The 23,393-nt window shown below is 63.5% G+C and carries 20 protein-coding genes; 14 read left to right on the top strand and 6 right to left on the bottom strand.

All coding sequences use genetic code 11. The annotated features are described in order from the left end of the window. The first annotated feature begins 47 nt into the window (after positions 1–47). On the top strand, positions 48–1,415 hold the full coding sequence (gene gorA / locus AACH55_RS17235) for a glutathione-disulfide reductase (RefSeq protein ID WP_338715884.1): 1,368 nt from the start codon (positions 48–50) through the stop codon (positions 1,413–1,415). A 106-nt stretch (positions 1,416–1,521) separates the two neighbouring features. Continuing rightward, positions 1,522–2,988 (top strand): IS1182 family transposase, encoded by a 1,467-nt coding sequence (locus tag AACH55_RS17230; protein WP_338714814.1) that lies wholly within the window; start codon positions 1,522–1,524, stop codon positions 2,986–2,988. A gap of 96 nt (positions 2,989–3,084) precedes the next feature. On the opposite strand, the gene AACH55_RS17225 is transcribed toward AACH55_RS17230, so the two are convergent. The 5 genes from AACH55_RS17225 to AACH55_RS17205 form a co-directional block, all read right to left on the bottom strand. Next, positions 3,085–4,386 (bottom strand): phospholipase A, encoded by a 1,302-nt coding sequence (locus tag AACH55_RS17225; protein WP_338715883.1) that lies wholly within the window; start codon positions 4,384–4,386, stop codon positions 3,085–3,087. 378 nt (positions 4,387–4,764) lie between these two features. Beyond that, positions 4,765–6,171 carry an FAD-binding oxidoreductase gene (locus AACH55_RS17220; protein ID WP_338715882.1) on the bottom strand — a complete coding sequence of 469 codons (1,407 nt, stop codon included), beginning with the start codon at positions 6,169–6,171 and terminating at the stop codon, positions 4,765–4,767. Positions 6,172–6,223: 52 nt separating this feature from the next. Beyond that, positions 6,224–6,616, bottom strand: coding sequence for a DUF2069 domain-containing protein (locus tag AACH55_RS17215; protein ID WP_338715881.1), 393 nt, complete (start codon positions 6,614–6,616; stop codon positions 6,224–6,226). After that, on the bottom strand, positions 6,613–7,248 hold the full coding sequence (gene wrbA / locus AACH55_RS17210; protein ID WP_338715880.1) for an NAD(P)H:quinone oxidoreductase: 636 nt from the start codon (positions 7,246–7,248) through the stop codon (positions 6,613–6,615). Before wrbA ends, AACH55_RS17215 begins: the two co-directional genes overlap by 4 nt. An 8-nt stretch (positions 7,249–7,256) precedes the next feature. After that, a complete protein-coding gene (locus AACH55_RS17205; protein WP_338715879.1) occupies positions 7,257–7,403 on the bottom strand; it encodes a hypothetical protein in 147 nt (48 codons plus the stop codon). A gap of 134 nt (positions 7,404–7,537) precedes the next feature. Between AACH55_RS17205 and AACH55_RS17200 the strand changes: the two genes are divergently transcribed. After that, the gene (locus tag AACH55_RS17200) at positions 7,538–8,887 is read left to right on the top strand and encodes a YihY family inner membrane protein (RefSeq protein WP_338720328.1); all 1,350 of its coding nucleotides are present in this window, start codon (positions 7,538–7,540) and stop codon (positions 8,885–8,887) included. A gap of 48 nt (positions 8,888–8,935) precedes the next feature. Here AACH55_RS17200 and AACH55_RS17195 read toward each other — a convergent pair whose 3' ends face one another. Next, entirely contained in the window at positions 8,936–9,256 is a 321-nt protein-coding gene (locus tag AACH55_RS17195; RefSeq protein WP_338715878.1) for a DUF962 domain-containing protein, read from the bottom strand. Between the two features lie 308 nt (positions 9,257–9,564). On the opposite strand from AACH55_RS17195, the gene AACH55_RS17190 reads away from it, so the two are divergent. From AACH55_RS17190 to AACH55_RS17140, 11 genes are all read left to right on the top strand, one after another. Beyond that, positions 9,565–10,026 (top strand): CBS domain-containing protein, encoded by a 462-nt coding sequence (locus AACH55_RS17190; protein ID WP_338715877.1) that lies wholly within the window; start codon positions 9,565–9,567, stop codon positions 10,024–10,026. A gap of 161 nt (positions 10,027–10,187) precedes the next feature. Next, on the top strand, positions 10,188–12,077 hold the full coding sequence (locus AACH55_RS17185; protein WP_338715876.1) for an MFS transporter: 1,890 nt from the start codon (positions 10,188–10,190) through the stop codon (positions 12,075–12,077). Positions 12,078–12,175: 98 nt separating this feature from the next. After that, complete coding sequence (aroC, locus tag AACH55_RS17180) at positions 12,176–13,264, top strand: chorismate synthase (RefSeq protein ID WP_338715875.1); 1,089 nt, start codon at positions 12,176–12,178, stop codon at positions 13,262–13,264. Between the two features lie 174 nt (positions 13,265–13,438). Continuing rightward, positions 13,439–14,260 carry a M48 family metallopeptidase gene (locus tag AACH55_RS17175; RefSeq protein ID WP_338715874.1) on the top strand — a complete coding sequence of 274 codons (822 nt, stop codon included), beginning with the start codon at positions 13,439–13,441 and terminating at the stop codon, positions 14,258–14,260. Positions 14,261–14,494: 234 nt separating this feature from the next. Further along, positions 14,495–15,895, top strand: a complete 1,401-nt coding sequence (gene leuC / locus AACH55_RS17170; RefSeq protein ID WP_338715873.1) for a 3-isopropylmalate dehydratase large subunit — start codon at positions 14,495–14,497, stop codon at positions 15,893–15,895. 36 nt (positions 15,896–15,931) lie between these two features. After that, positions 15,932–16,063 (top strand): entericidin A/B family lipoprotein, encoded by a 132-nt coding sequence (locus tag AACH55_RS17165; RefSeq protein ID WP_008330868.1) that lies wholly within the window; start codon positions 15,932–15,934, stop codon positions 16,061–16,063. Between the two features lie 121 nt (positions 16,064–16,184). Continuing rightward, a complete protein-coding gene (gene leuD / locus AACH55_RS17160; protein ID WP_338715872.1) occupies positions 16,185–16,832 on the top strand; it encodes a 3-isopropylmalate dehydratase small subunit in 648 nt (215 codons plus the stop codon). A gap of 94 nt (positions 16,833–16,926) precedes the next feature. Further along, complete coding sequence (leuB, locus tag AACH55_RS17155) at positions 16,927–17,997, top strand: 3-isopropylmalate dehydrogenase (protein ID WP_338715871.1); 1,071 nt, start codon at positions 16,927–16,929, stop codon at positions 17,995–17,997. 121 nt (positions 17,998–18,118) lie between these two features. Next, positions 18,119–19,231: an aspartate-semialdehyde dehydrogenase gene (gene asd / locus AACH55_RS17150; RefSeq protein WP_338715870.1), complete on the top strand. Its 1,113-nt coding sequence runs from the start codon at positions 18,119–18,121 to the stop codon at positions 19,229–19,231. Positions 19,232–19,697: 466 nt separating this feature from the next. Beyond that, a complete protein-coding gene (locus AACH55_RS17145; RefSeq protein ID WP_338715869.1) occupies positions 19,698–22,301 on the top strand; it encodes a FimV/HubP family polar landmark protein in 2,604 nt (867 codons plus the stop codon). A 169-nt stretch (positions 22,302–22,470) separates the two neighbouring features. Beyond that, positions 22,471–23,367, top strand: coding sequence for a tRNA pseudouridine synthase A (locus tag AACH55_RS17140; RefSeq protein WP_338715868.1), 897 nt, complete (start codon positions 22,471–22,473; stop codon positions 23,365–23,367). Positions 23,368–23,393 lie beyond the last annotated feature (26 nt).

The raw sequence follows: 23,393 nt of genomic DNA, 5'->3' as shown, positions 1-23,393 counted from the left end.
CAACAAAGGGCGTAGCCAGGGGGCTGCGGCCACTCTCTGGAGAAACCATGAGCCAATACGATTACGACCTCTTCACCATCGGTGGCGGTTCCGGTGGCGTGCGCGCGGCGCGCTTCGCCGGCCAGGCCGGGGCCCGCGTCGGGCTGGCCGAGAAGGGCGATCTGGGCGGCACCTGCGTCAACGTCGGCTGCATTCCCAAGAAGCTGATGTCCTACAGTGCGCATTTCCATGAGGATTTCGCCGATGCCGCAGGGTATGGCTGGACCCTGCCCGGCCAGCCGAGCTTCGACTGGTCGGCCCTGATCGCCAACAAGGACCGCGAGATCGCCCACTTGAACGGCATCTACCAGCGTCTGCTGGAGGGCGCCAACGTCAGCCTGCATCGCGGCTTTGCGACGGTGGAGGATGCCCATACCGTCAACGTCGATGGCCAGCGCTTCACGGCCCGCCACATCCTGGTGGCCACGGGCGGCCATCCCGACAAGCCGCAGATTACGGGCAGTGAGCTGGGTATCACCTCCGATGATTTCTTTCACCTGAAGGGGCTGCCCAAGCGCGCAGTGGTGCTGGGCGCCGGCTATATCGCGGTGGAACTGGCGTCCATCCTCAACGGCCTGGGCAGCGAGGTGACGCTGGTGGTTCGCCGTGAGCGCCTGCTGCGCAACATGGATGCGGACCTGGGCATGCATCTGGCCGATGAAATGGGCAAGAAGGGCATCCGGCTGGTCTTCAACGCCAGCATCGATGCCATCGAGGCAGCCCACGCCGGGGAAGAAAGCGTCAAGCAGGTGCGCCTGACCAATGGCGAAACGCTGGCCGCCGAATGCGTGCTGTTTGCCACCGGACGCACACCCAATACGCGCGGCCTGGGGCTGGAGAAGGCCGGTGTGGCCCTGAAGGAAAACGGTGCCGTGGTGGTCAATGAACACTTCGAGAGCAGCGTGCCCTCGATTCTGGCCGTGGGCGACGTGATCGACCGCGTGGCGCTCACCCCCGTGGCGCTGGCCGAGGCGATGGTCGTGGTGTCGCGCCTGTTCGGCCAGGGCGAGCGCAGCATGTCCTATCGCAATATTCCGACAGCAGTGTTCAGTCATCCCAATGTCGGCACCGTGGGGCTGACCGAAGAACAGGCGCGTCGCGAGCATGGTGAAGTAAAAATATTCAGAACGGACTTCAAGCCGCTCAAGAACACCCTCTCGCGCAATACCGAACGTACCTTTATGAAGCTTGTGGTCGATTCGAAGACCGACCGGGTGCTCGGCGTGCACATGGTCGGCGGCGATGCCGGCGAGGTGATCCAGGGCTTTGCGGTGGCCCTGCAATGCGGTGCCACCAAGGCGCAGTTCGATACCACCATCGGCATCCATCCGACCTCCGCCGAGGAATTCGTGACCATGCGCACGCCGGTGACCTGAGCGGTCCTCCATCAGCGGCGCCAGAAGAAACGGGGATGCATGGCATCCCCGTTCAGATTGATGACAAAGCCCTGGCGAGAGCCAAGGCTTTGTTGTTTAATCGGTCATGCTCAAAAAACCGACAGCCGCCCAGCACGAGTTAGAGATGGTGACCATCGAGATGCTCGTGCCCAAGGACCACCTGCTGCGCAAGATCGACGCGGCGGTGGATTTCGAGTTCATCCGCGAGAAGGTGGCGCATCTGTATTGCGCCGACAATGGCCGCCCGGCACTGGACCCGGTGGTACTCTTCAAGCTCTTGTTCATCGGCTACCTCTTCGGTATCCGCAGCGAGCGCCAGCTCATCCGCGAGGTCCAGGTCAACGTGGCCTATCGCTGGTTTGCCGGATTCCGTCTGACCGACAAGGTGCCGGACTCCTCCACCTTCTCCCAGAACCGGCGCCGCCGCTTCATTGATACCACCGTCTATCAAGACATCTTCGACGAGATCGTGCGCCAGGCCATTGGACGCGGCATGGTCGATGGCCGTGTGCTCTACAGCGACAGCACCCACCTCAAGGCCAACGCCAACAAGAACAAGTTCGACTACGTTCAAGTTGCCCAGACACCCTCGGCCTATCTGGCCGAACTGGATGCGGCTGTGGATATCGACCGTGCCGAGCATGGCAAGAAGCCGCTCAAACGTGACGATGATGATGAGCCGCCCACCAAAGAGATCAAGGTTAGTCGCACCGATCCCGAGAGCGGCTACATGGTGCGCGACGACAAGCCCAAGGGCTTCTTCTACCTGGATCACCGCACCGTCGATGCCAAGCATTGCATCATTACCGATACCCATGTCACGCCCGCCTCAGTCCATGACAGTCAACCTTATCTGGCACGCCTGGATCGTCAGCGCCAGACGTTCGGATTTGATGTACAGGCCGTTGGCCTGGATGCTGGCTATTTCACACCGGCCGTCTGCCAGGGACTGGAGAATCGCGAGATCAGCGGCGTGATGGGCTACCGCACACCCAACCACAAGCCGGGGACATTCTTTAAACGGGCGTATGAGTACGATGCCTACCGTGACGAATACATCTGCCCGCAGGGCCAGTCCTTGCACTACAGCACCACCAATCGGCAGGGGTATCGGGAATACAAATCCAAGCCTGAACAATGCCGGGGCTGCAAGGTACGCGAGCAATGCACCAATAGCGCCAATGCGGTCAAGGTGGTGACGCGCCATGTGTGGGAGCGTTCCAAGGAGAAGGTGGATGATCGGCGTCGTACCGAATGGGGCAAGCGCATCTATGCCCGACGCAAGGAAACGGTAGAACGCAGCTTCGCCGACGCCAAGCAATTGCACGGACATCGCTATGCCCGCATGCGCGGCTTGCGCAAGGTCGCCGAGCAGTGCTTGTTGGCGGCGGCGGCCCAGAACATGAAGAAGATTGCCCTGCTGGTGGCGCGCTTGCGCGCGCTTTTACCGGGCTTGAACGCCTATGCCAGCGTACAAAAGTGGCTACAGAGAAAAATGAGCGCATTGCTTGGCTTCTGCGCCATCGACCATCTGCAAATTACCTGCGCCTGAAAAACAAAACCCCGTGTTCGAAAACACGGGGTTCGTCATCAACCTGAACGGGGATGCATGGCATCCCCGTTGCATTTCATGCGCCGGCCAGCGGATTCATCGCCACAGCGCGTAGCCGATGCGCAGTTGCGGGTGATCCTTCTGGTTGTAGGTCAGCAGGCTTTCTCCATAGCCATAGAAGTAGCTGGCCATCAGGTAACCCGCCGTGCCCGGCAGCAGGCGCGAGAGCGGGTAGGTGAGCTGGGTCTGGGCGCTGTACTTGCCCCCCAGCTTGCCCTTGCGCAGCAGCGTCGCCACTTCCACGCCATCGGGTTTGCCGTAGGCCAGCTTCAGGTCCAGATGGCCGCGGTAGTCGGCGATGTCCGGATTGTCGCGGGTAGGGCCGAGATAGGCATAGAGCTTGGGCGCGACCTTGAAGTGATAGTCGTTGAGATTGCCGAAGTTCAAGCTCGGCTCGATGAAAACCGTATTGATGCTGCGCGAGGCCGTGCCGTCGCGGCCATTGGATTCGTGTTCGAGGCCGGTGGCGATGCCGACCCGGCTCAAGACACTGTTCTGGATGCCCACGTCGGGCAGATAGTAATACAGGCTGGGACGATAGCTGGTATCGCGGAAGGGCGCCGAGGGCGCCGACAAGTCCCACAGCGAGAATTGCGTGTAGCCCAGGTAGAGATTGTCCAGCAGGCCGCGCGAGCGCGGATCATCCGGCACGAACAGGCGGAACTTGAAGCTGAGCTGGAAGCGCGCATTGGTATCGCCATTGTTGTGGCCCACCGTGAAATACATCGGCTCATTGAAGGACAGCCGGCGATTGTTGGAGAGGATGTCTTCGGCCGCCGGCGCACTCTCGACGGGCGAGGCATTGGCGCCGGGCGTGAACACGGTGGCCGACGGCGCCACCGGGGCCACCTTGCTGCGCGAGTCGGCCAGCGGCGTATTGATCAGGTCGGGCGACTCCGGCAAGGGTCCCAGCGAGGCATCCGGACGCACCACCGCCACCAGCACCGGCGAGGCATCGATGCCGATCGGTTCGATGCGCACCATGCCGCGCAGGCGCTCGGGCAACTCGCCCCGGTAGCGCACCTTGCGGAATTGGCCTTGCTTCAGGGTCAGGCTGTCTGCGCCATCGACGCGCTGCAGGGCGATCTGCTGCGGCGGGATCATGTCGGCCGATGCCGCCACCAGCAGGGTGGCGGGCAATTCATAGGTGCGCTCGGCCTGTTCATCCTCGGCCACCAGCAGGGTCAGTTCCAGCGGTTTGCTGGCATCGACACGCTTGGGTGGTTGCACCATCGAAATACCGGCGTGGGCCGGGGTCGCCATCCACAGTGGAACGGCCAGGCTGCACAGGGTCAGGGTAAGGCGGCGCGGGAGACGGGCGGGGAGTAGGCTTGGCATGGTTTCCTTGTTGTCGTTTTGCAGCTTGTTCCATCGCGCGCGGGCGGGAAGCGCGCTGTTGTGTGAACAGATAGCCGGCGCCCCATAAAGTTGCCGTTTCATTGACATCTTCTCCCTCCTGGGGGCGCTTCGGCGCACGCTTGTTGACCTGAAAGTATCCATGCGACATCACCCGGCACAAGGAGATGGAGTGAATCCACAAATTGGCCGTGGCATCGCCTGCTATTCCTCGGATTGCCCGGGCTCGCTTGATGCAAAGATCACGACATAGGGAAACGCAAGGCAGGACAGCGTTTCAGGCAGGCTCCTGAGGGGGAGGTTGGGGCGGACGGCTCGTATTGGCGTCCGTCCCTTTTTGTTGTGCGCGCCCGCCCGGTCTTACAGCACCTTGCCCGGATTCATCAGTTGCTGCGGATCCAGCGCCTGCTTGATGGCGCGCATCAGGCGCAGTTCCACCGGCGACTTGTAGCGCAGGATTTCCTCCCGCTTGAGTGCACCCAGGCCATGTTCGGCCGAGATCGAGCCGCCGAAGCGGCCCACGCTGTCATGCACCACGCGGTTGATGTCGGCCTGGCGTGCCAGGAAGTCGGCATCGGCCACGCCCACCGGCGGCGAAACGTTGTAGTGCAGGTTGCCATCGCCCAGGTGGCCGAAGCTGACCATGCGGCAGCCCGGTGCGGCCTGTTGCACCAGGGCATCGGTCACCTCCATGAACTCGGCGATGCGCGAGATCGGCACCGAGATGTCGTGCTTGATGTTCTTGCCTTCGTGCGCCTGCGCCATCGAGATGCTCTCGCGCAGGCGCCACAGGGCCCTGGACTGGGCCAGCGAGGCGGCGATCACGGCATCCTCGGCCAGGCCTTGCTCCAGGGCATCGCCGATCAGGGTTTCGAAGAGGGCGCGGGCGTGCTCTTCCGATTCGCTGTCCGACAGTTCCAGCAGCACGTATTGCGCATGCCCCTGGGCAAAGGGCAGGCGCTGCTCGGGGAAGTGCTTGCAGACCAGTTGCAGGCAGAAGTGCGACATCAGCTCGAAACCGGTGAGCGCCGAACCGCAGCGTGCCTGCGCCATCTGCAGCAGTTGCAGCGCCTGGGCCGGCGTGCGCAGCGCCACCAGGGCGGTCAGCTGCGCGCGCGGCTGCGGGAACAGCTTGACCACGGCGGCGGTGATGATGCCCAGCGTGCCTTCGGCACCGATGAAGAGATCGCGCAGGTCGTAGCCGGTATTGTCCTTGCGCAAGCCTTTGAGGCTGCTCATGATCTCGCCCTCGGCCGTCACCACTTCCAGCCCCAGGCACAGTTCACGGGTATTGCCATAGCGCAGCACGCCGGTGCCGCCGGCATTGGTGGAGAGATTGCCGCCGATGGTGCAGCTGCCCTCGGCTGCCAGCGACAGCGGGAACAGGCGCTGCACCGCTGCCGCCTGCTCCTGCAGGTGCTGCAGCACGCAGCCGGCTTCCACCGTCATCGTGTTGTTCAGCGGATCGACCGCGCGGATGCGGTTCAGGCGGCGCAGCGACAGCACCACGGCATTGCCCTGCTGGTCGGGCACGCTGCCCAGCACCAGGCCGGTATTGCCGCCTTGCGGCACCAGCGGCACGGCGTAGCGGGCGCACAGCCGGACCAGTGCCGCCACTTCGGCGGTATCGGCCGGGCGTAATACGGCCAGGGCGCGGCCGGTGTAGCGACCGCGCTGGTCGGTCAGGTAGCCGGCGGTGTCGCCGGCATCGGTGAGGACATGGGCCGCGCCGATGGCGGCACGGCAGGCGTCGAGGAATTCAGTCATGGAAACGGGGCGCACCACGCGGCTTGGGGGGGCGCCGTAGTCGGGCAGAGGATTACTGGGAGGCCTTCTGGATCGCCTGGCGGGCGATTTCCTTGGCGGCCTTCTTGAACGGATGCAGGTAGGCCAGCGCACAGACGAAATACAGCGTCGTCAGCCCCACTTCGACCCAGGCCAGCAGCACCGAGGCATGGGCGATGTCGCTGGTGGCGCGCACCAGGCCTTCGGCCAGGTACACCAGGATCAGCATGGAGGACCATTGCAGCGTATACACATCGCGCTTCAACACCCCGCGCAGCGGCAGCAGCAGCGGCAGCACCTTCAGCACCATCCAGGAGCCGCCCGGACGCAGCGGCGCCAGCACCAGTTCCCACGCCAGGCAGAGCAGGATCAGGGCGACCAGGCTGGAGCTGGCTCCGAGGTGGAAGTAGCGCGCACTGCTGTTCATGATGGTCTCCGTAATTTGATGGCGTTTTCTGCCAGCCGTTTGCCCAGCGCGATGGCCAGGGTACGCGAGTCGTCCGACAGCGGCCGGTTGCCGTTGACGCCCGCCCAGTGGCTGGCGCCGTAAGGCGTGCCGCCGCTGGAGGTGTTCATCAGTTCGGGATGCGAATAGGGCAGGCCGACGATGAGCATGCCGTGATGCAGCAAGGGCAGCATCATGCTCAAGAGCGTCGATTCCTGGCCGCCATGCAGGCTGCCGGTGGAGGTGAAGACGCAGGCCGGTTTGCCCGCCAGGGCGCCGGAGAGCCATTGCGGCGAGGTGCCGTCCCAGAAATACTTCATGGCCGCCGCCATGTTGCCAAAGCGCGTGGGCGAGCCCAGGGCCAGGCCGTCACACTCCGCGAGATCACTGGCTTCGACGTAGGGCGCGCCGGAGCCGGGCACGTCCGGTTCCACCGCCTCGGTCACGGTCGAGACGGCCGGCACGGTGCGCAGGCGGGCGTCGCAGCCGGGCACGCTTTCCACGCCCTGGGCGATCAGCTCGGCCAGCTTGCGGGTGGCGCCGTGGCGCGAATAGTAGAGCACCAGAATGGTGGCGTTGGGAGCAGCGTTCACGGAAGCAGTGGTGGTTGTCATGTGACTTATTATATTTCTGTTTTTTTGTGCTCAGAGAGAAGGAAAAGGTGGTGTGCACCGGCTTTTTCTTCATCTGCACCAAGAGGAAGCAGAAACTTTGTGTCCGGTATGCCCATTTGCGGGATTTTGCCGCCCGCTTCGGCGATAATCGGCACACATCGCCAATCCTGGCGTCTGGCCGCAGGCGACCCGTGCTGGCCATCTCCAACCCCGGTGGGGCTGCGCTTTGTGGTGCGCGGTCCCGATTGAAGTCGAACGGATGTCTTCTTTGCGTATTTCCTTGTCCCGTATGCGTGGTCTCACCCGTGAGCAGTTCCGCGACCTGTTGCGCTTCGCCAGCCGGCGCCTGCGCGAGGACCGCCTGCCGCAAGTGGCCGGCAGCCTGACCTTCACCACCATTCTCTCGCTGGTGCCGATGCTGACCATCGCGCTGGCGCTGTTTACGGCCTTCCCGCTGTTTTCGACCTTCCGCGCCTCGCTGGAAGCGTATTTCATCGAAAACCTCATGCCCAAGGGCGTGGCCAATACCATCCTGGGCTATCTGAACCAGTTCGCCGCCAAGTCGGCGCGCATCTCGGCCGTGGGCGGCGTGCTGCTGATCCTGACCTCGGTGCTCACCATGTCCACCATCGAGAGCGTGTTCAACCAGATCTGGCGCGTCAAGAAGTCGCGCCCGCTGGTGCAGCGGGTGCTGGTGTACTGGGCCATCATCACGCTGGGACCGCTGCTCATCGGGGTGTCCATCAGCGTGACCTCGTATCTGTCCACCGCCACCGGCGGCGCCGTCAAGAGCCTGCCGTGGCTGGGCGCGAGCTTCTATACGCTGGTCTCGCTGATGCTCTCCACGCTGGCCTACACGCTGCTCTACAGCACCGTGCCCAACCAGACCGTGGACTGGCGCGACGCTGCCGCCGGGGGGCTGTTGGCCGGTGTCGGGCTGGAGATCGCCAAGCGCCTCTTTGCCGCCTACATCCTGCAGTTCCCGACCTACACCATGGTCTATGGCACGGTGGCGGTGCTGCCGATCTTCCTGGTGTGGATCTACATGATGTGGATGATCACGCTCTTTGGCGCCCTGCTCACGGCCGCGCTGCCGGTGGTGCGCTATGAGCGCTGGTGGCACGTGCCCTCGCCGGGGGCGGAATTCATCGATGCGGTCAAGGTGTTGAAGTTCCTGCACGCCGCACGGGTGGGCGTGGAGTCGGCCGTGGTCAGCATGGAAGAGGTGCGGCGCGCCACCCGGCTGGGGCTGGGAGAGCTGCAGCAGCTGCTCGCGCGCATGAGCGAAGAAGGCTGGGTGGCCTCGGTCAAGCCCGATACGGGCAGCGCCCGGCGCGGCTGGAACCGCCGCATCACCGATGACATGGACCGGTGGACGCTGGTGGCCAACCCCTCCACCATCCAGCTGGCGCGGGTCTACCGCCTGTTCGTGTTCGACCCGGCCGTGCTGGCCCAGGCCGGGGAGGAAGAGGCCCTGGTGACGCGCGTGGAAGAAGCCATCAATGCCGTGCTGGCCCAGTCGCTGGACCAATACTGCCAGGCCGGCAGCGCGGCCCAGGAGGAAGTGGCGGCGACGGCGGCCGCCATGCCGCATGCGCCGGTCCCTTTGGAGGCGCGGCGGCGCCTGTGGGAACGCTGAGGCAACGTTGAGCCGGGTCAGGCGTTTTTGGGTCGGATATGAAGATTTCTAAAACGAGACCTGCCCGGTGAGCATTTGCCAGTACATCACCCAATCGCCCATGAAGGAATAGAGCGGATGACGGAAAGTGGCCGGCTGGTTCTTCTCCACCATGAAATGCCCGACCCAGGCAAAGCCGTAGCCGCAGAACAGGGCCACCGCCAGCCACCACCACTGATGCGTGAGCAACAGCAGCATCAGGCTCAACAGCGCCAGCGTCGATCCGAGGAAATGCAGCTGCCGGTTGACCCGGTGCGAATGTTCGCTCAGATAGGTCGGATAGAACTCGCTGAAACTGCCGTAATGGCGTTCGGGCAGGGTGGCGGACATGGGCTTCTCCCGGTGATCCTGACATCTTCAGCGTAGTCAGCGGCACGCAGGATTTCAATCCTGTGCTGACGCAAAGTTCACATGTGTAAGCAAAATGCTGTCGGGAAATACTGCGCAGCAGCGTGTTTGCCGGTTGCCCAAAGGGCGCGCTTGCCCGTACCATGTGGCTTGCATCCCGCCATGGATGGGGCAAACGGGCGGCCGCAGCGGCCAGGCGCAGGATCAGTTATCCTGTCGCCCCCATTCATTGGATTTTCCCGGCGTCATCGCCTACAGTCAAAACAGCTTCATATAACCAGGACGACATCATGAAAGTCTCTGAAATCCTCAAGGTCAAAGGCAACATCCTCTTCACCGTCACGCCGGACACCCCGATTCTGGAGGCGGTCAACGCCATGGCCGAGAAAGACATCGGCTCGCTGGTGGTGATGGAGTACGGCGATCTGGTGGGCATGCTGACCTTCCGTGAAGTGCTGCTGACGCTGCACAAGAACGGCGGCGCGCTGGGCGGCTCGACCGTGCGCAAGCACATGAACGATGCGCCCATCACCGTCACCCCCGATACCGATCTGAACGAAGTGCGTCGCATCATGCTGGAAAAGCACGCGCGCTACGTGCCGGTGATGGAAGCGCGCACCGTGCTGGGCGTGATGTCCTTCTACGACGTGGCCAAGGCGGTGCTGGATGCGCAGGGCTTCGAGAACAAGATGCTCAAGGCCTACATCCGCGACTGGCCGGCCGAGGAAGAAGAGCGCGAAGGCAACAGCTGAGCGTTTTCCGGTTCGCCACTGGCGCCTGCCTGTTCATCTCGGGCGGCGCCATCCTGACCGTTCCTGCCGGAACGGTTTTTTATTGTCCATTGGGATGGTTGCCAATGGGCTGCAGCCTGCGTAGGCTGCGCGTTTCCGTCACGACCTGATCCTGATTGCCCATGCAAAAACACAGCCAGTTCACGCTGTTCGGCCAACGGCGCTTCGCTCCCTTCTTCTGGACCCAGTTCCTCGGCGCCCTGAATGACAACGTGTTCAAGACCGCGCTGCTGACCATCCTCACCTATGATGCGCTGTCCTGGACGAGCATGGATCCGGGCCTGCTCAATAACCTCATTCCGGGTTTGTTCATCCTGCCGTTCTTCCTGTTTTCGGCGACCGCGGGCCAGCTGGCCGACAAGCTGGAAAAGGGCAGGCTGGCGCGCTTCGTCAAGCTGCTGGAAATCGTCATCATGGGTATCGCCGCCTATGGCTGGATGACCCATCACCTGGTGCTGCTCATTGCGGCCGTCATCGGCATGGGCATCCACTCGACGCTGTTCGGGCCGGTGAAATACGCCTACCTGCCACAGCAGTTGAAGCGCGAGGAACTGGTCGGCGGCAATGGCCTGATCGAGATGGGCACCTTCGTCGGCATCCTGCTGGGGGAAATCCTGGGTGCGGTGCTGGTGGTGCACAAGCCCTGGGGCCTGCACCTGGTGGCCGCTATCACCATCGGCTTTGCCGTGCTCGGCTGGCTGGCGAGCCTGCGTATTCCGCTCTCGCCGGCCCCGGTGCCGGAACTGAAGGTGAACTGGAATCCCTTCACCGAGACCGTGCGCAACATCGGTTTTTCGCGGCGCAACCGGCCGGTCTTCCTGTCACTCCTGGGCAATTCCTGGTTCTGGTTCTATGGCGCCATCATGCTGGCGCAATTCCCTGTGTACGCCAAGAATTACCTGCATGGCGACCATAGCGTCTTCGTGCTGTTGCTGGCGGTGTTCTCGGTGGGTATCGGCGTCGGTTCGCTACTGTGTGAACGGCTCTCCGGCCACAAGGTGGAGATCGGGCTGGTGCCCTTCGGTTCGATCGGCTTGTCGGTGTTCGGGCTGGAGCTGTATTTCGCCAGCCAGGCCTATGTCACGCCCTCGGCCATGCTGGACCTGGGCGGCTTCCTGGCGCAGGGCGGCAGCTGGCGCATCCTCTTCGATTGCCTCGGCATTGGCCTCTTCGGCGGGCTCTACATCGTGCCGCTGTTTGCGCTGATCCAGACACGCTGCGATCCGGCCCACGTCTCGCGCACGATTGCCGGGATGAACATCATGAATTCGCTCTTCATGGTGGTGTCGGCGCTGGTGGCGATGGTGTTGTTGAAGGCCGGGCTCACCATCCCGCAGATCTTCCTGGCCACTGCCATCATGAATGGCGTGGTGGCGGTCTACATCTTCTCGCTGGTACCGGAATTCCTGATCCGCTTCCTGGCCTGGATTCTCATTCATACCTTCTACCGCGTGCGCATCATCAATGGCCAGGCCATTCCCGACGAGGGACCGGCGGTGCTGGTGTGCAATCACGTGAGCTATGTGGATGCGATCGCCATCATGGCCGCCAGCCCGCGCCCGGTGCGCTTCGTGATGGATCACCAGATTTTCAGGATTCCGCTGATGTCCTGGCTGTTCCGCAACGTGCGGGCCATTCCGATTGCGCCGGTCAAGGAAGACCCGTGGCTGACCGAAAAGGCCTTCGTCGATATCGCACAGGCCCTGCATGAAGGGGAACTGGTGTGCATCTTCCCCGAAGGCAAGCTGACCCGCGATGGCGAGCTCAATCCCTTCAAAGGCGGCGTGCAGAAGATCATCGACCGCAGCCCGGTGCCGGTCTTGCCGATGGCGCTGCGCGGGCTGTGGGGCAGCCTGTTCTCGCGCGACCCCAGCAACCCGGTGGCGCGCACCTTCAGGCGTGGCCTGTTTTCGCGGCTGGAGCTGGCAGTGGGCGAGCCGATTGCGCCCGAAAACGTCAGCCCGGAAGGCTTGCAGGAACAGGTCAGAGCCTTGCGCGGCGACTGGAAGTAAGCAGCGCTGCCGGTGGGCGGGCCGTGTAGCCTGGCTCGTCGGCGGCGGCCGAGGCTGGTAGAATCGCGGTTTCCCCCATTTTTTGCGCGAATCCCATCATGTCCGGCAATACCTTCGGCACGCTTTTCACCGTCACCACCTTCGGCGAATCCCACGGCCCGGCCATCGGCTGCGTGGTGGATGGCTGCCCCCCGGGCATGGCGCTGTCGGAAGCCGACATCCAGCCGGAACTGGACCGCCGCCGTCCCGGCACCTCGCGCCACGTGACCCAGCGCCAGGAGCCGGATACGGTGGAGATCCTCTCCGGCGTCTATGAGGGCAAGACCACCGGCACCCCGATTGCGCTGCTGATCCGCAATCAGGACCAGCGCAGCAAGGATTACGGCAACATCCTCGATACCTTCCGTCCCGGCCACGCCGATTACACCTACTGGCACAAGTACGGCATCCGCGATCCGCGCGGCGGCGGCCGTTCCTCGGCGCGCCTGACCGCGCCGGTGGTGGGCGCGGCGGCTATCGCCAAGAAGTGGCTGTTCGAGAAATACGGCACCACCTTCAAGGGCTGCATGAGCCAGCTGGGCGAGATCGCCATTCCCTTCGAGTCCTGGGAACACGTGCCCAACAATCCCTTCTTTGCCGCCAACGCCAGCATCATCGGGCGCCTGGAAGAGTACATGGATGCCCTGCGCAAGGACGGCGACTCCATCGGCGCGCGCATCGACGTAGTGGCGCAGAACGTCCCGGTGGGCCTGGGTGAGCCGCTGTATGACAAGCTCGATGCCGAGATCGCATTTGCCCTGATGGGCATCAATGCGGTCAAGGGCGTGGAGATCGGTGCCGGTTTCCGCTCGGTGGCGCAGAAGGGTTCCGAGCACGGTGATGCGCTGACTCCGCAAGGCTTCGTCGGCAACAACGCCGGCGGCATCCTGGGCGGCATCTCGACCGGGCAGGACATCACGGCCTCCATTGCCATCAAGCCGACCTCCAGCATCCGCACCCCGCGCCCGTCCATCGACAAGAACGGCCAGCCGATCTCGGTGGAAACCTTCGGCCGCCACGATCCCTGCGTGGGCATCCGCGCCACGCCCATTGCCGAAGCCATGCTGGCGCTGGTGCTGATGGATCATGCCCTGCGCCATCGCGCACAATGCGGCGATGTGAAGGTGGAGACGCCAGCCTTGCGCTGAGCGGCTGCGCAGCCCTGCCAGCAAGCCGGCCATCGCGCATGCGGTCGCCGGTTTTTTCTTGCGTGAAACAATTTGCAAAGAGCCGGGTCGAAGCGGCTCACGGCTGGCTGGCGGCATCAAGCACGCCGGCAGACCGGCCCCGACATCAAGATCAATTATTCAATGGAGGCGGGCATGACGCTCAACCCTATCATCAAGAACAGCCTGTTGGCCGCAGCCCTGGTGGGCCTGGTGGCTTGCGAAACCGTACAGACCACGCAAGGCGGTGCCGTCGGCATCGACCGCAAGCAGCAGATGCTGGTCTCGTCCGCAGAAATGGAGGCGGCTTCCAGCAAGGAATACGCCCAGGTGCTGGCCGAGGCGCGCAGCAAGGGGCAACTCAATCGCAACGCCGCCCAGGTGCAGCGCGTGCGCGCCATTGCCAACCGCCTGATCCCGCAGACTGGCGTATTCCGTCCGGATGCGCTGAAGTGGAACTGGGAAGTCAACGTGCTGACGTCCGACGAGACCAATGCCTGGTGCATGCCGGGCGGCAAGATCGCGGTCTATACCGGCCTGATCGACAAGCTCAAGATCAGCGACGATGAACTGGCCGCCGTGATGGGTCACGAAATCGCCCACGCCCTGCGCGAGCACGCCCGCGAGCGCGCGTCGCAACAAGTGGTGGCCAATTCGGCCATTTCGCTGGGCGCCGCCCTGCTGGGCCTGGGCGATGTCGGCAAGCAGGGCGGGCAATACCTGTACATGGGCCTGATGGGCTTGCCCAATTCCCGCGCCAATGAAACCGAGGCCGACCGCATCGGTGTGGAACTGGCTGCGCGCGGTGGTTACGATCCCAAAGCCGCCGTGACGCTGTGGCAGAAGATGGCCAGCCTGGGCGGCGACGAGCCGATGAAGTTCATGTCCACCCACCCCTCCAGCAGCGAGCGCATCGCCGACCTGACGGTTTACGCCCAGCGCGTGGAGCCGCTGTACCAGCAGACCCGCAAGCGCTGAGCTGCACCCGCCCGGCCGGCAACGCACCGGCATTTCTTCTGGCCCCGGAAGAAATGCCGGTTTTTTCATGGGCGCCGCACTTGCTGCGCTTTTTCTGCTGCCTTGCAGCATTATTCCCTGTTGTTGCAACGCGGCGGAAAACACGGCAGGGAGGTCAGACCTCTCGCTTTATGGCATAATCAAATGCTATTTTTCCCGTTCAGCATCCCTTTTTCGATTCCGCCGGACCGCAACATGCTCAAGACGCTTTACGACAAACTCTGGGAGTCGCACGTCGTTCATACGGAAGATGACGGTACCGCCATCCTGTATATCGACCGCCACCTGCTCCATGAAGTGACCAGCCCGCAAGCCTTCGAAGGCCTCAAGCTAGCCGGTCGCCAACCCTGGCGGAACTCGGCCAACCTGATGGTGGCCGACCACAACGTTCCCACCACCGACCGCGCCCAGGGCATCGCTGACCCGATCTCGCGCCTGCAGGTCGAAACGCTGGACGGCAATGCAAAAGAATTCAGCCTGACGTACTTCGGCATGAACGACAAGCGTCAAGGCATCGTGCACGTGATCGGCCCTGAGCAGGGCGCCACGCTGCCCGGCATGACGGTGGTCTGCGGCGACTCGCATACCTCCACCCACGGCGCCTTTGCCGCGCTGGCGCATGGCATCGGTACTTCCGAAGTCGAACACGTGCTGGCCACGCAGACCCTGCTGGCGCGCAAGTCCAAGGCCATGCTGGTGCAGGTCGACGGCGCGCTGCCGGCCGGCGTCACCGCCAAGGACATCGTGCTGGCCGTGATCGGCAAGATCGGTACCGCAGGCGGCACCGGATACGCCATCGAATTTGCCGGGTCCACCATCCGCTCGCTGTCCATGGAAGGCCGCATGACGGTCTGCAACATGGCCATCGAAGCAGGCGCCCGCGCCGGCATGGTGGCCTTCGACGACGTGACGCTGGAATACCTGAAGGGCCGTCCCTTCTCGCCCTCCGGTCCGCACTGGGAGCGTGCCGTGTCGTACTGGCGCACCCTGCATTCGGACCCGGGTTCCAAGTTCGACATGGTGGTGACCCTGAACGCCGCCGAGATCAAGCCGCAAGTCACCTGGGGCACATCGCCCGAGATGGTGGTGTCCATCGACGCCCGCGTCCCCGATCCCGACAAGGAAAAGGATCCGACCAAGCGTGACGGCATGGAAAAGGCGCTGGCCTACATGGCCCTGAAGCCCAATACGCCCATCGAAGACATCCGCATCGACAAGGTGTTCATCGGTTCCTGCACCAACTCCCGCATCGAAGACCTGCGCGAAGCTGCCAAGGTGGTGCGCGGCAAGTTCCGCGCCTCCAACGTCAAGCTGGCGATGGTGGTGCCGGGTTCGGGCCTGGTCAAGGAACAGGCCGAACGCGAAGGCCTGGACAAGATCTTCCGCGACGCCGGCTTCGAATGGCGTGAACCGGGCTGCTCCATGTGCCTGGCCATGAATGCCGACCGCCTGGAACCGGGCGAGCGTTGCGCCTCGACTTCGAACCGCAACTTCGAAGGCCGCCAGGGTGCCGGTGGTCGTACCCACCTGGTGAGCCCGGCCATGGCTGCGGCGGCCGGTATCGCCGGCCACTTCGTGGATGTGCGTTCGCTCTGAGCGCTTGCTTGTGAATCTTTTCGAGAGAAAACAACCATGAAAAAAATCTCCGCTCTGGTTCTGCTGGCCGTCACCCTGGGTGCGCTGGCTGGTTGCAATACCGTCAATGGCTTCGGCAAGGATGTCGAAAAGGTCGGCGAAAAGATGCAGGACGCCAGCAAGAAATAAGAAGAAATCAGCAGGATCAGACAGTGCAAGGCTGCGGCCAGCGTGCCGCAGCTTCAGTTTTTGAACAGGAAACAGGAAGGGTAGGGCAGAGCAATCGCCCCACCGACCCGAGGTCAAGCTCATGAATAAATTTATCGTGCATGAAGGACTGGTGGCGCCGCTGGATCGCGCCAACGTCGATACCGATGCGATCATCCCCAAGCAGTTCCTGAAGTCGATCAAGCGCAGCGGCTTCGGCCCCAACCTGTTCGACGAATGGCGCTACCTGGACCACGGCGAGCCGGGCATGGACAACAGCAAGCGCCCGCTGAACCCGGATTTCGTGCTCAACCAGGAGCGCTATCAGGGTTCCTCCATCCTGCTCTCGCGCAAGAACTTCGGCTGCGGCTCCTCGCGCGAGCACGCACCGTGGGCGCTGGATCAGTACGGTTTCCGTGCCGTGATCGCGCCCAGCTTTGCCGACATCTTCTTCAACAACTGCTACAAGAATGGTCTGCTGCCCATCGTCCTGAGCGAACAACAGGTCGATCACCTGTTCAATGAAGTGAAGGCCTTCCCGGGTTACCGCCTGGTCATCGATCTGGAAAAGCAGGTCGTCAGCAACACCAGTGGCAGCGAAGTCTATCCGTTCGACATCAGCGAGTTCCGCAAGTACTGCCTGTTGAACGGTTTCGACGACATTGGCCTGACCCTACGCAAAGCCGACATCATTCGTGCCTACGAAGAGAAACACCTGCACGAACAGCCCTGGCTGAGCAACACGATCTGAAGCGATCGTTGACACAACAGCAAAGGGCGGTCCGATGGCCGCCCTTGTCGTTACTATTTTCCAAGAACGCTGGAAACACTGAGAAAGAGAAGCCATGAAGATTGCTATCCTGCCGGGTGACGGCATCGGTCCCGAGATCGTTGACGAAGCCGTCCGCGTGCTCAACGCCCTGGACGAGAAGTTCGAGATGGAAACCGCCCCGGTCGGCGGCGCCGGCTATGAAGCCCACGGCCACCCGCTGCCGGAGGGCACCCTGAAGCTGGCCAAGGAAGCCGATGCCATCCTCTTCGGTGCCGTCGGCGACTGGAAGTACGACAAGCTGGAACGCGCCCTGCGCCCCGAGCAAGCCATCCTGGGCCTGCGCAAGCACCTGCAGCTGTTTGCCAACTTCCGCCCGGCGATCTGCTATCCGGAACTGACCGGTGCGTCTTCGTTGAAGCCCGAGCTGGTGGCCAACCTGGACATCCTGATCGTGCGCGAACTGAACGGCGACATCTATTTCGGCCAGCCGCGCGGCATGCGCGAGGCGCCGGACGGTCCTTTCAAGGGCGCACGTGAAGGTTTTGATACCATGCGCTATTCGGAACCGGAAATCCGCCGCATCGCCCACGTCGCCTTCCAGGCCGCAGCCAAGCGCGGCAAGCGCCTGTGCAGCGTGGACAAGGCCAACGTGCTGGAAACCTTCCAGTTCTGGAAGGATATCGTCACCGAAGTGGGCAAGGAGTATCCGGACGTCGAGCTGTCGCACATGTACGTGGACAACGCCGCCATGCAGCTGGTGAAGGCACCGAAGAACTTCGACGTCATCGTCACCGGCAACATGTTCGGCGACATCCTCTCGGACGCCGCCGCCATGCTGACCGGTTCGATCGGCATGCTGCCCTCGGCCTCGCTGGATGCCAACAACAAGGGCCTGTATGAACCTTCGCACGGTTCGGCACCCGACATCGCCGGCAAGGGTATCGCCAATCCGCTGGCGACCATCCTGTCGGCGGCGATGATGCTGCGCTTCTCGCTGAACAAGGCCGAGCAGGCCGACCGCATCGAGAACGCAGTGAAGAAAGTGCTTGCGCAAGGTTTGCGCACCGCCGATATTTATGAAGAAGGCTGCACCAAGGTCAACACCCAGCAGATGGGGCAAGCCGTGGTCAAGGCCCTCGCCTGAGATCAACGTCGCCTGGCCGCGCCCCGAGCGGCGCGGCCGGGCGCTTGAAATGCCGGATGGTCCGGCGCAATTGTGTTCAATCTGATTTGTTCACCATGGAAGTTCTAAATAGGGAAAGATGATGAAACTGGTTGGTTTGGTTGGCTGGCGTGGAATGGTGGGTTCGGTCCTGATGCAACGCATGCAGGATGAAGGTGATTTCGATCACATCGAACCGGTGTTTTTCTCGACTTCGAATGCAGGCGGCAAGGCGCCGTCGTTTGCCAAAAAGGAAACGACGCTCAAAGATGCCAACAGCATTGACGAGCTGAAGAAATGCGACATCATCATCACCGCACAAGGCGGCGACTACACCAATGAGATCTTCCCCAAGCTGCGCGCCGCTGGTTGGGATGGCTACTGGATCGACGCTGCTTCCTCGCTGCGCATGAAGGATGACGCCGTGATCGTGCTCGATCCGGTGAACAACAACGTCATCAAGGATGCACTGGCCAAGGGTGTGAAGAACTACATCGGCGGCAACTGCACCAACTCCATCCTGTTGATGGGCGTGGGCGGTCTGTTCAAGGAAGGCCTGGTCGAGTGGGTCAGCTCCATGACCTACCAGGCCGCCTCTGGCGGTGGCGCCAACCACATGCGCGAACTGTTGAAGGGCATGGGCGTCATCAACGCGGCCGTGGCCGACGAGCTGGCAACGCCGTCCTCGGCCATTCTGGATATCGACCGCAAGGTCGCCAAGACCATCCGTGAAGACGTGCCGACCGAATTCTTCGGCGCGCCCCTGGCCGGCGGTCTGATCCCCTGGATCGACGCCCAGCTGGAGAATGGCCAGTCCAAGGAAGAGTGGAAGGGCCAGGCCGAAGTCAACAAGATCCTGGGCAACCAGCAGATCATCCCGGTGGACGGACTGTGCGTGCGTATCGGCGCGATGCGCTGCCACAGCCTGGCGCTGACCATCAAGTTGAAGCGCGACCTGCCCCTGGCCGAGATCGAGTCCATCATCCGTGCCGGCAACCAGTGGGTGAAGTGGGTGCCGAACGACCGTGCCATCACGGTCAAGGAGCTGACCCCGGCGTCCATCACCGGTGGTCTGGAAATCGGCGTGGGCCGCGTGCGCAAGCTGAACCAGGGTCCGGAGTATATCTCCGCCTTCGTCATCGGCGACCAGCTGCTGTGGGGCGCGGCCGAGCCGCTGCGCCGCATGCTGCGCATCATCCTGGGCAACCTGGAGTGATGCCGGTGGCCGGGAAACCCCCGGCCAGTCAGTCTGTTGCAATATGGCAATGCTGCAATGCGATTAAGACTTGCCTTACGCGTTGTCAGTCTGCAACAATAGCCCGCCAGCTTCCACTCGTGTGGAGGCTGGCGGGTTTTTCTCATCTTGAGAAAGTAAGTACACTTGCGGGTGTAAGTACTTGATGATAAGTTGAAAAGCCAATTCATTTCATGAAAGCCAACATGTGGCAGCGTCCTGGTCGGGCGCCTGCTGGATTTGATGAAATGGATCTGCTCCGAGCCGCTGGCCTGCAAGAAAAGGCGACAACAGCAAGCCAGCGCGGACCGGAGTGGCGCAGGCCGTTTGCACAGGCCGCGCGGCACCAGCCCCATTCACGGATCTGTACGGCATTCCCAGGCCAGCACCAGGTGGAACGCCAGCGTGACGGGTTTGACGCGGAACGTTTCTCTAAGCCAAATAAAACATGCCTGTAAATACCAACAAGAAGCTTCCCCGGTCCCAGATGAAGACCCTGAGCGCGGCCATCGCGCTGGCCATGGCCTTGCCGCTGGGCGCGCAGGCTGCCGCACTGGGCAAGCTGACCGTGTTGTCGGCGCTGGGCCAGCCGCTGCGGGCCGAGATCGAGGTCACTGCCGTCGGTGCCGACGAGGCAGGCAAGCTCAGCGCCCGTCTGGCGCCGGCCGAGGCCTTCCGCCGCGCCAACATCGACTACAACCCGGTGCTCAGTTCCTTGTCCATCGTGCTGGAACAGCGCCAGGGTCGCCATTTCATCCGCATCAGTTCCTCCCAGCCGGTCAGCGATCCCTTCGTCGACCTGCTGCTGGAACTGGGTAGCGGCGAATCGCGCCAGCTGCGCGAATACACCTTCCTGCTCGATCCGGCCGACAGCAAGGCCCCGCGCAATCCACAGGTGGCGCCGCTGACACCGGGCAATGCGCCGGAACCGGCTGCGGCTGCTCCTGCTGCTGCTCCGGCAGCAACCGCCGCTGCAGCACCCGCTGCGCCGGCGCCTGCCGCCACTGCAGCGCCGGTCGCACCGGCCGCCGCGGCTGCACCGGCGCCCGCCAGCGCGCCGATTCCGGTCAGCAGCGAAGAGCCGTCGGCCAGCATCGTGCAGCGTCCGGCGCCGTCGGCCCTGGCGGAAGAACTGATCCGCCGCCAGCAGGCCTCTCCTGACAATACCCCGGCTTCGGCCAGCCCGCAGAGCATGGCAGCGGCCGCGCCTGCTGCAACAGGTGCCTCGCCATCGGCCGCAGCACCTGCCGCTCCCGGCAAGACGGGCGATTACCGCGTCAAGCCGGGTGACACGCTGTCCGGCATCGCCACGCGCAACCAGCAGGCCAATGTCTCGCTGGACCAGATGCTCATTGCGCTGTACCGCGCCAATCCGGATGCCTTCCAGGGTAACAACATCAACCGCCTGCGCGCTGGCAAGATCCTGGCCATCCCCGACCAGCCGACCGCCGCCGCAGTGGATCGCGATGAAGCGCGCAGCATGGTGGTGGCGCAAGCCCAGGACTTCAACGCCTATCGCAACAAGCTGGCCGGCCAGGTCGCCAACGCGCCTGCCGGCAAGGCCGGCAGCAACCGCCAGAGCGGCGGCGGCAAGATCACGGCGCGGGTGGAAGAGCGTTCCGGCACCCAGGGTGCGCGCGACCGCCTGGAGCTCTCGCGTGCCAACAAGGGCCGCGGCAAGACCGGCAACGCCGGTGCTGCCGAGGACAAGGCCGCCAGCGAACGCGCATTGGCCGATGCCAATGACCGCGTGAAAGACCTCGAAAAGAACGTCGACAACCTCCAGAAACTGCTGGAGCTGAAGAACAAGACCATCGCCGAACTGACCGCCCAGCAGCAGAAGGAAGCCGAAGCCGCCAAGCCGGCAACACCCGGCGCTACGCCTGCTGCCGACAAGCCCGAGGGCGAGGCCGCTCCTGCCCCTGCTGCCGCACCGGCAACGCCGACACCAGCGCCGGCACCCGCAGCGGCCAAGCCTGCCAAGGCCGAGGGCAGCTTCGTCGACAAGATCAAGGAAAATCCCTACATTCTTGCGGGTGCGGGCGTGCTGGTGGCGCTGCTGGCCGCTGGCGGCGGTGTGTTGGCCATGCGTCGCCGCAAGAAGAAATCCGAGGACGGCCCGGTCGAGCCGGCCAGCGAGCCTGAGCCTGCGCTTTCACCTGAGCCCGTCATGGCGGCCCCGGCCGCCCCACCTGAACCTGAGCCCGCAGCCGCTCCCGAGCCTGCCGTGGAAGCCGCAGCCGCAGCCGCACCGGTGGCGGCTGCAGTGGAAGAGGCCCCGGTCGATCCCATCGCCGAGGCCGACATGTACATCGCCTATGGCCGCGACGAACAGGCCGAGGACATCCTCAAGCTGGCCCTGCAGACCCAGCCCGAGCGGCAGGCCCTGCACGCCAAGCTGCTGGAGATCTATGCCAAGCGTGGCGACGTGGCCGCTTTCAGCCGCGTGGCCCAGAACCTGCATGCCTTGAGCGGCGGCCTCAACGAAACCTGGGTCAAGGCGGCAGCGCTGGGCCTGAGCATCGATCCGACCAATCCGCTCTACGGCGGCACGCCGGCCGAGCCGGAGGAAGCGCCGGCCATGGAGTTCGACCTGTCCGACTTCAAGGCAGCCGAGGTGCAGCCGGACGCCAATCCGGTGCCTGCCCCGGCGGCGGCGCCCATGGACCTGGGCAAGGACATCGATTTCGACCTCGATCTGGAAAACGGCGCCAAGCCGGATGCCGACGAGCCCATCCTGCCGGTCTCCAGCGGGGCGACGTCGGCCTCGGTGCTGCTCGACAGCATCGATGATGCGCCGGCTGCCACCAGCCTGGCCGACCTGGACCTGAGCCTGCCGGAAGAAAACGTCGCGCCCTCGGCCACCAACCTGCTGGAAGAGGACGAGGAATCGGCCTTCGAGCAGGAAATGACCACCAAGCTCGACCTGGCCGCCGCCTATGAAGAAATCGGCGACAAGGAAGGCGCCCGCGAATTGCTGGAAGAAGTGATGCGTGGCGGCAACGACGCCCAGGTGGCGCGCGCCAGGCAAATGATGGCCGCCTTGGGCTGAGCGCTGCGGGCGGTCCTCCTGGCCATTACAATAGCGTCATCTCGCGGGCAGCTCGCATGGGCTGCCCGTTCGTTTTTATCGTGCCGCCAGATGGCGGTGTGCGGCCTGTATGAAGATTCCTGCACACCTCTGCCGGAGAACGGGCCGTTGCGGCAGGCAGTGAACATCCATGACAGAACTTTCTTCCCCAACTGAGGGCCTGCGCCGCGTCGTGCTGGGCGTGCAATACGATGGCGCCAGCTGGCAGGGCTGGCAGACCCAGCCGCACCGCCAGACCGTGCAGGACCAGCTGGAAGCCGCTTTGCAGCGCTTCAGCACGACCACCATTGCCACCACCTGCGCCGGCCGCACGGATTCGGGCGTGCATGCGCTGGAACAGGTCGTCCATTTCGACACGCCCATCGCCCGCGATACCTTTTCCTGGGTGCGCGGCACCAACGCCTTCCTGCCGCCGACCATCGCGGTACGCTGGGCGTGCGAGCTGCCCTGGGTGGATGATGTCGCCATTGCCGGTGCGCACGCCGCCGAGCTGCACGGGGCCGACCGCGAAGGGGCCGAAAGCCTGGCCCGGTTCGGTTTCCACGCGCGCTTTTCGGCCATCGCCCGCACCTATCATTACGTGCTCTACAACCACGCGGTGCGTTCGCCGCTGCTGGCGGGCAAGGCCGGCTGGACGTTCCGCCCGCTGGACGCAGATCGCATGCACCAGGGCGCGCAATACCTGATCGGTGAACATGACTTCACCAGTTTTCGCGCCGTCGAATGCCAGGCCAAGTCCCCCGTGCGCAAGATGGAAAGCATCGCCGTGCGCCGCCACGGCGATATGATCGTTTTTACCCTCAAGGCCAATGCCTTCCTGCATCACATGGTGCGCAACATCGTCGGTTCGCTGATTGTGGTGGGCAGCGGCAAGCAGGGGCCGGAATGGATGGGCCAGGTGCTGGCCCTGCGCGACCGCAGTCGCGCTGCGCCTACCTTCATGCCTGATGGCCTGTATCTGGCGCGGGTCGACTATCCGGATAGCTGGGCGTTGCCGCAGGAGGCGCGCTCCTGGCCCTGGCTGTAAGTGCGTCAGCAGGCAGAGCAGTAGAA

The organism is Herbaspirillum sp. DW155, from assembly GCF_037076565.1.
Taxonomy (GTDB): Bacteria; Pseudomonadota; Gammaproteobacteria; order Burkholderiales; family Burkholderiaceae_D; genus Herbaspirillum.
This window is presented reverse-complemented; position numbering and strand designations above follow the sequence as displayed.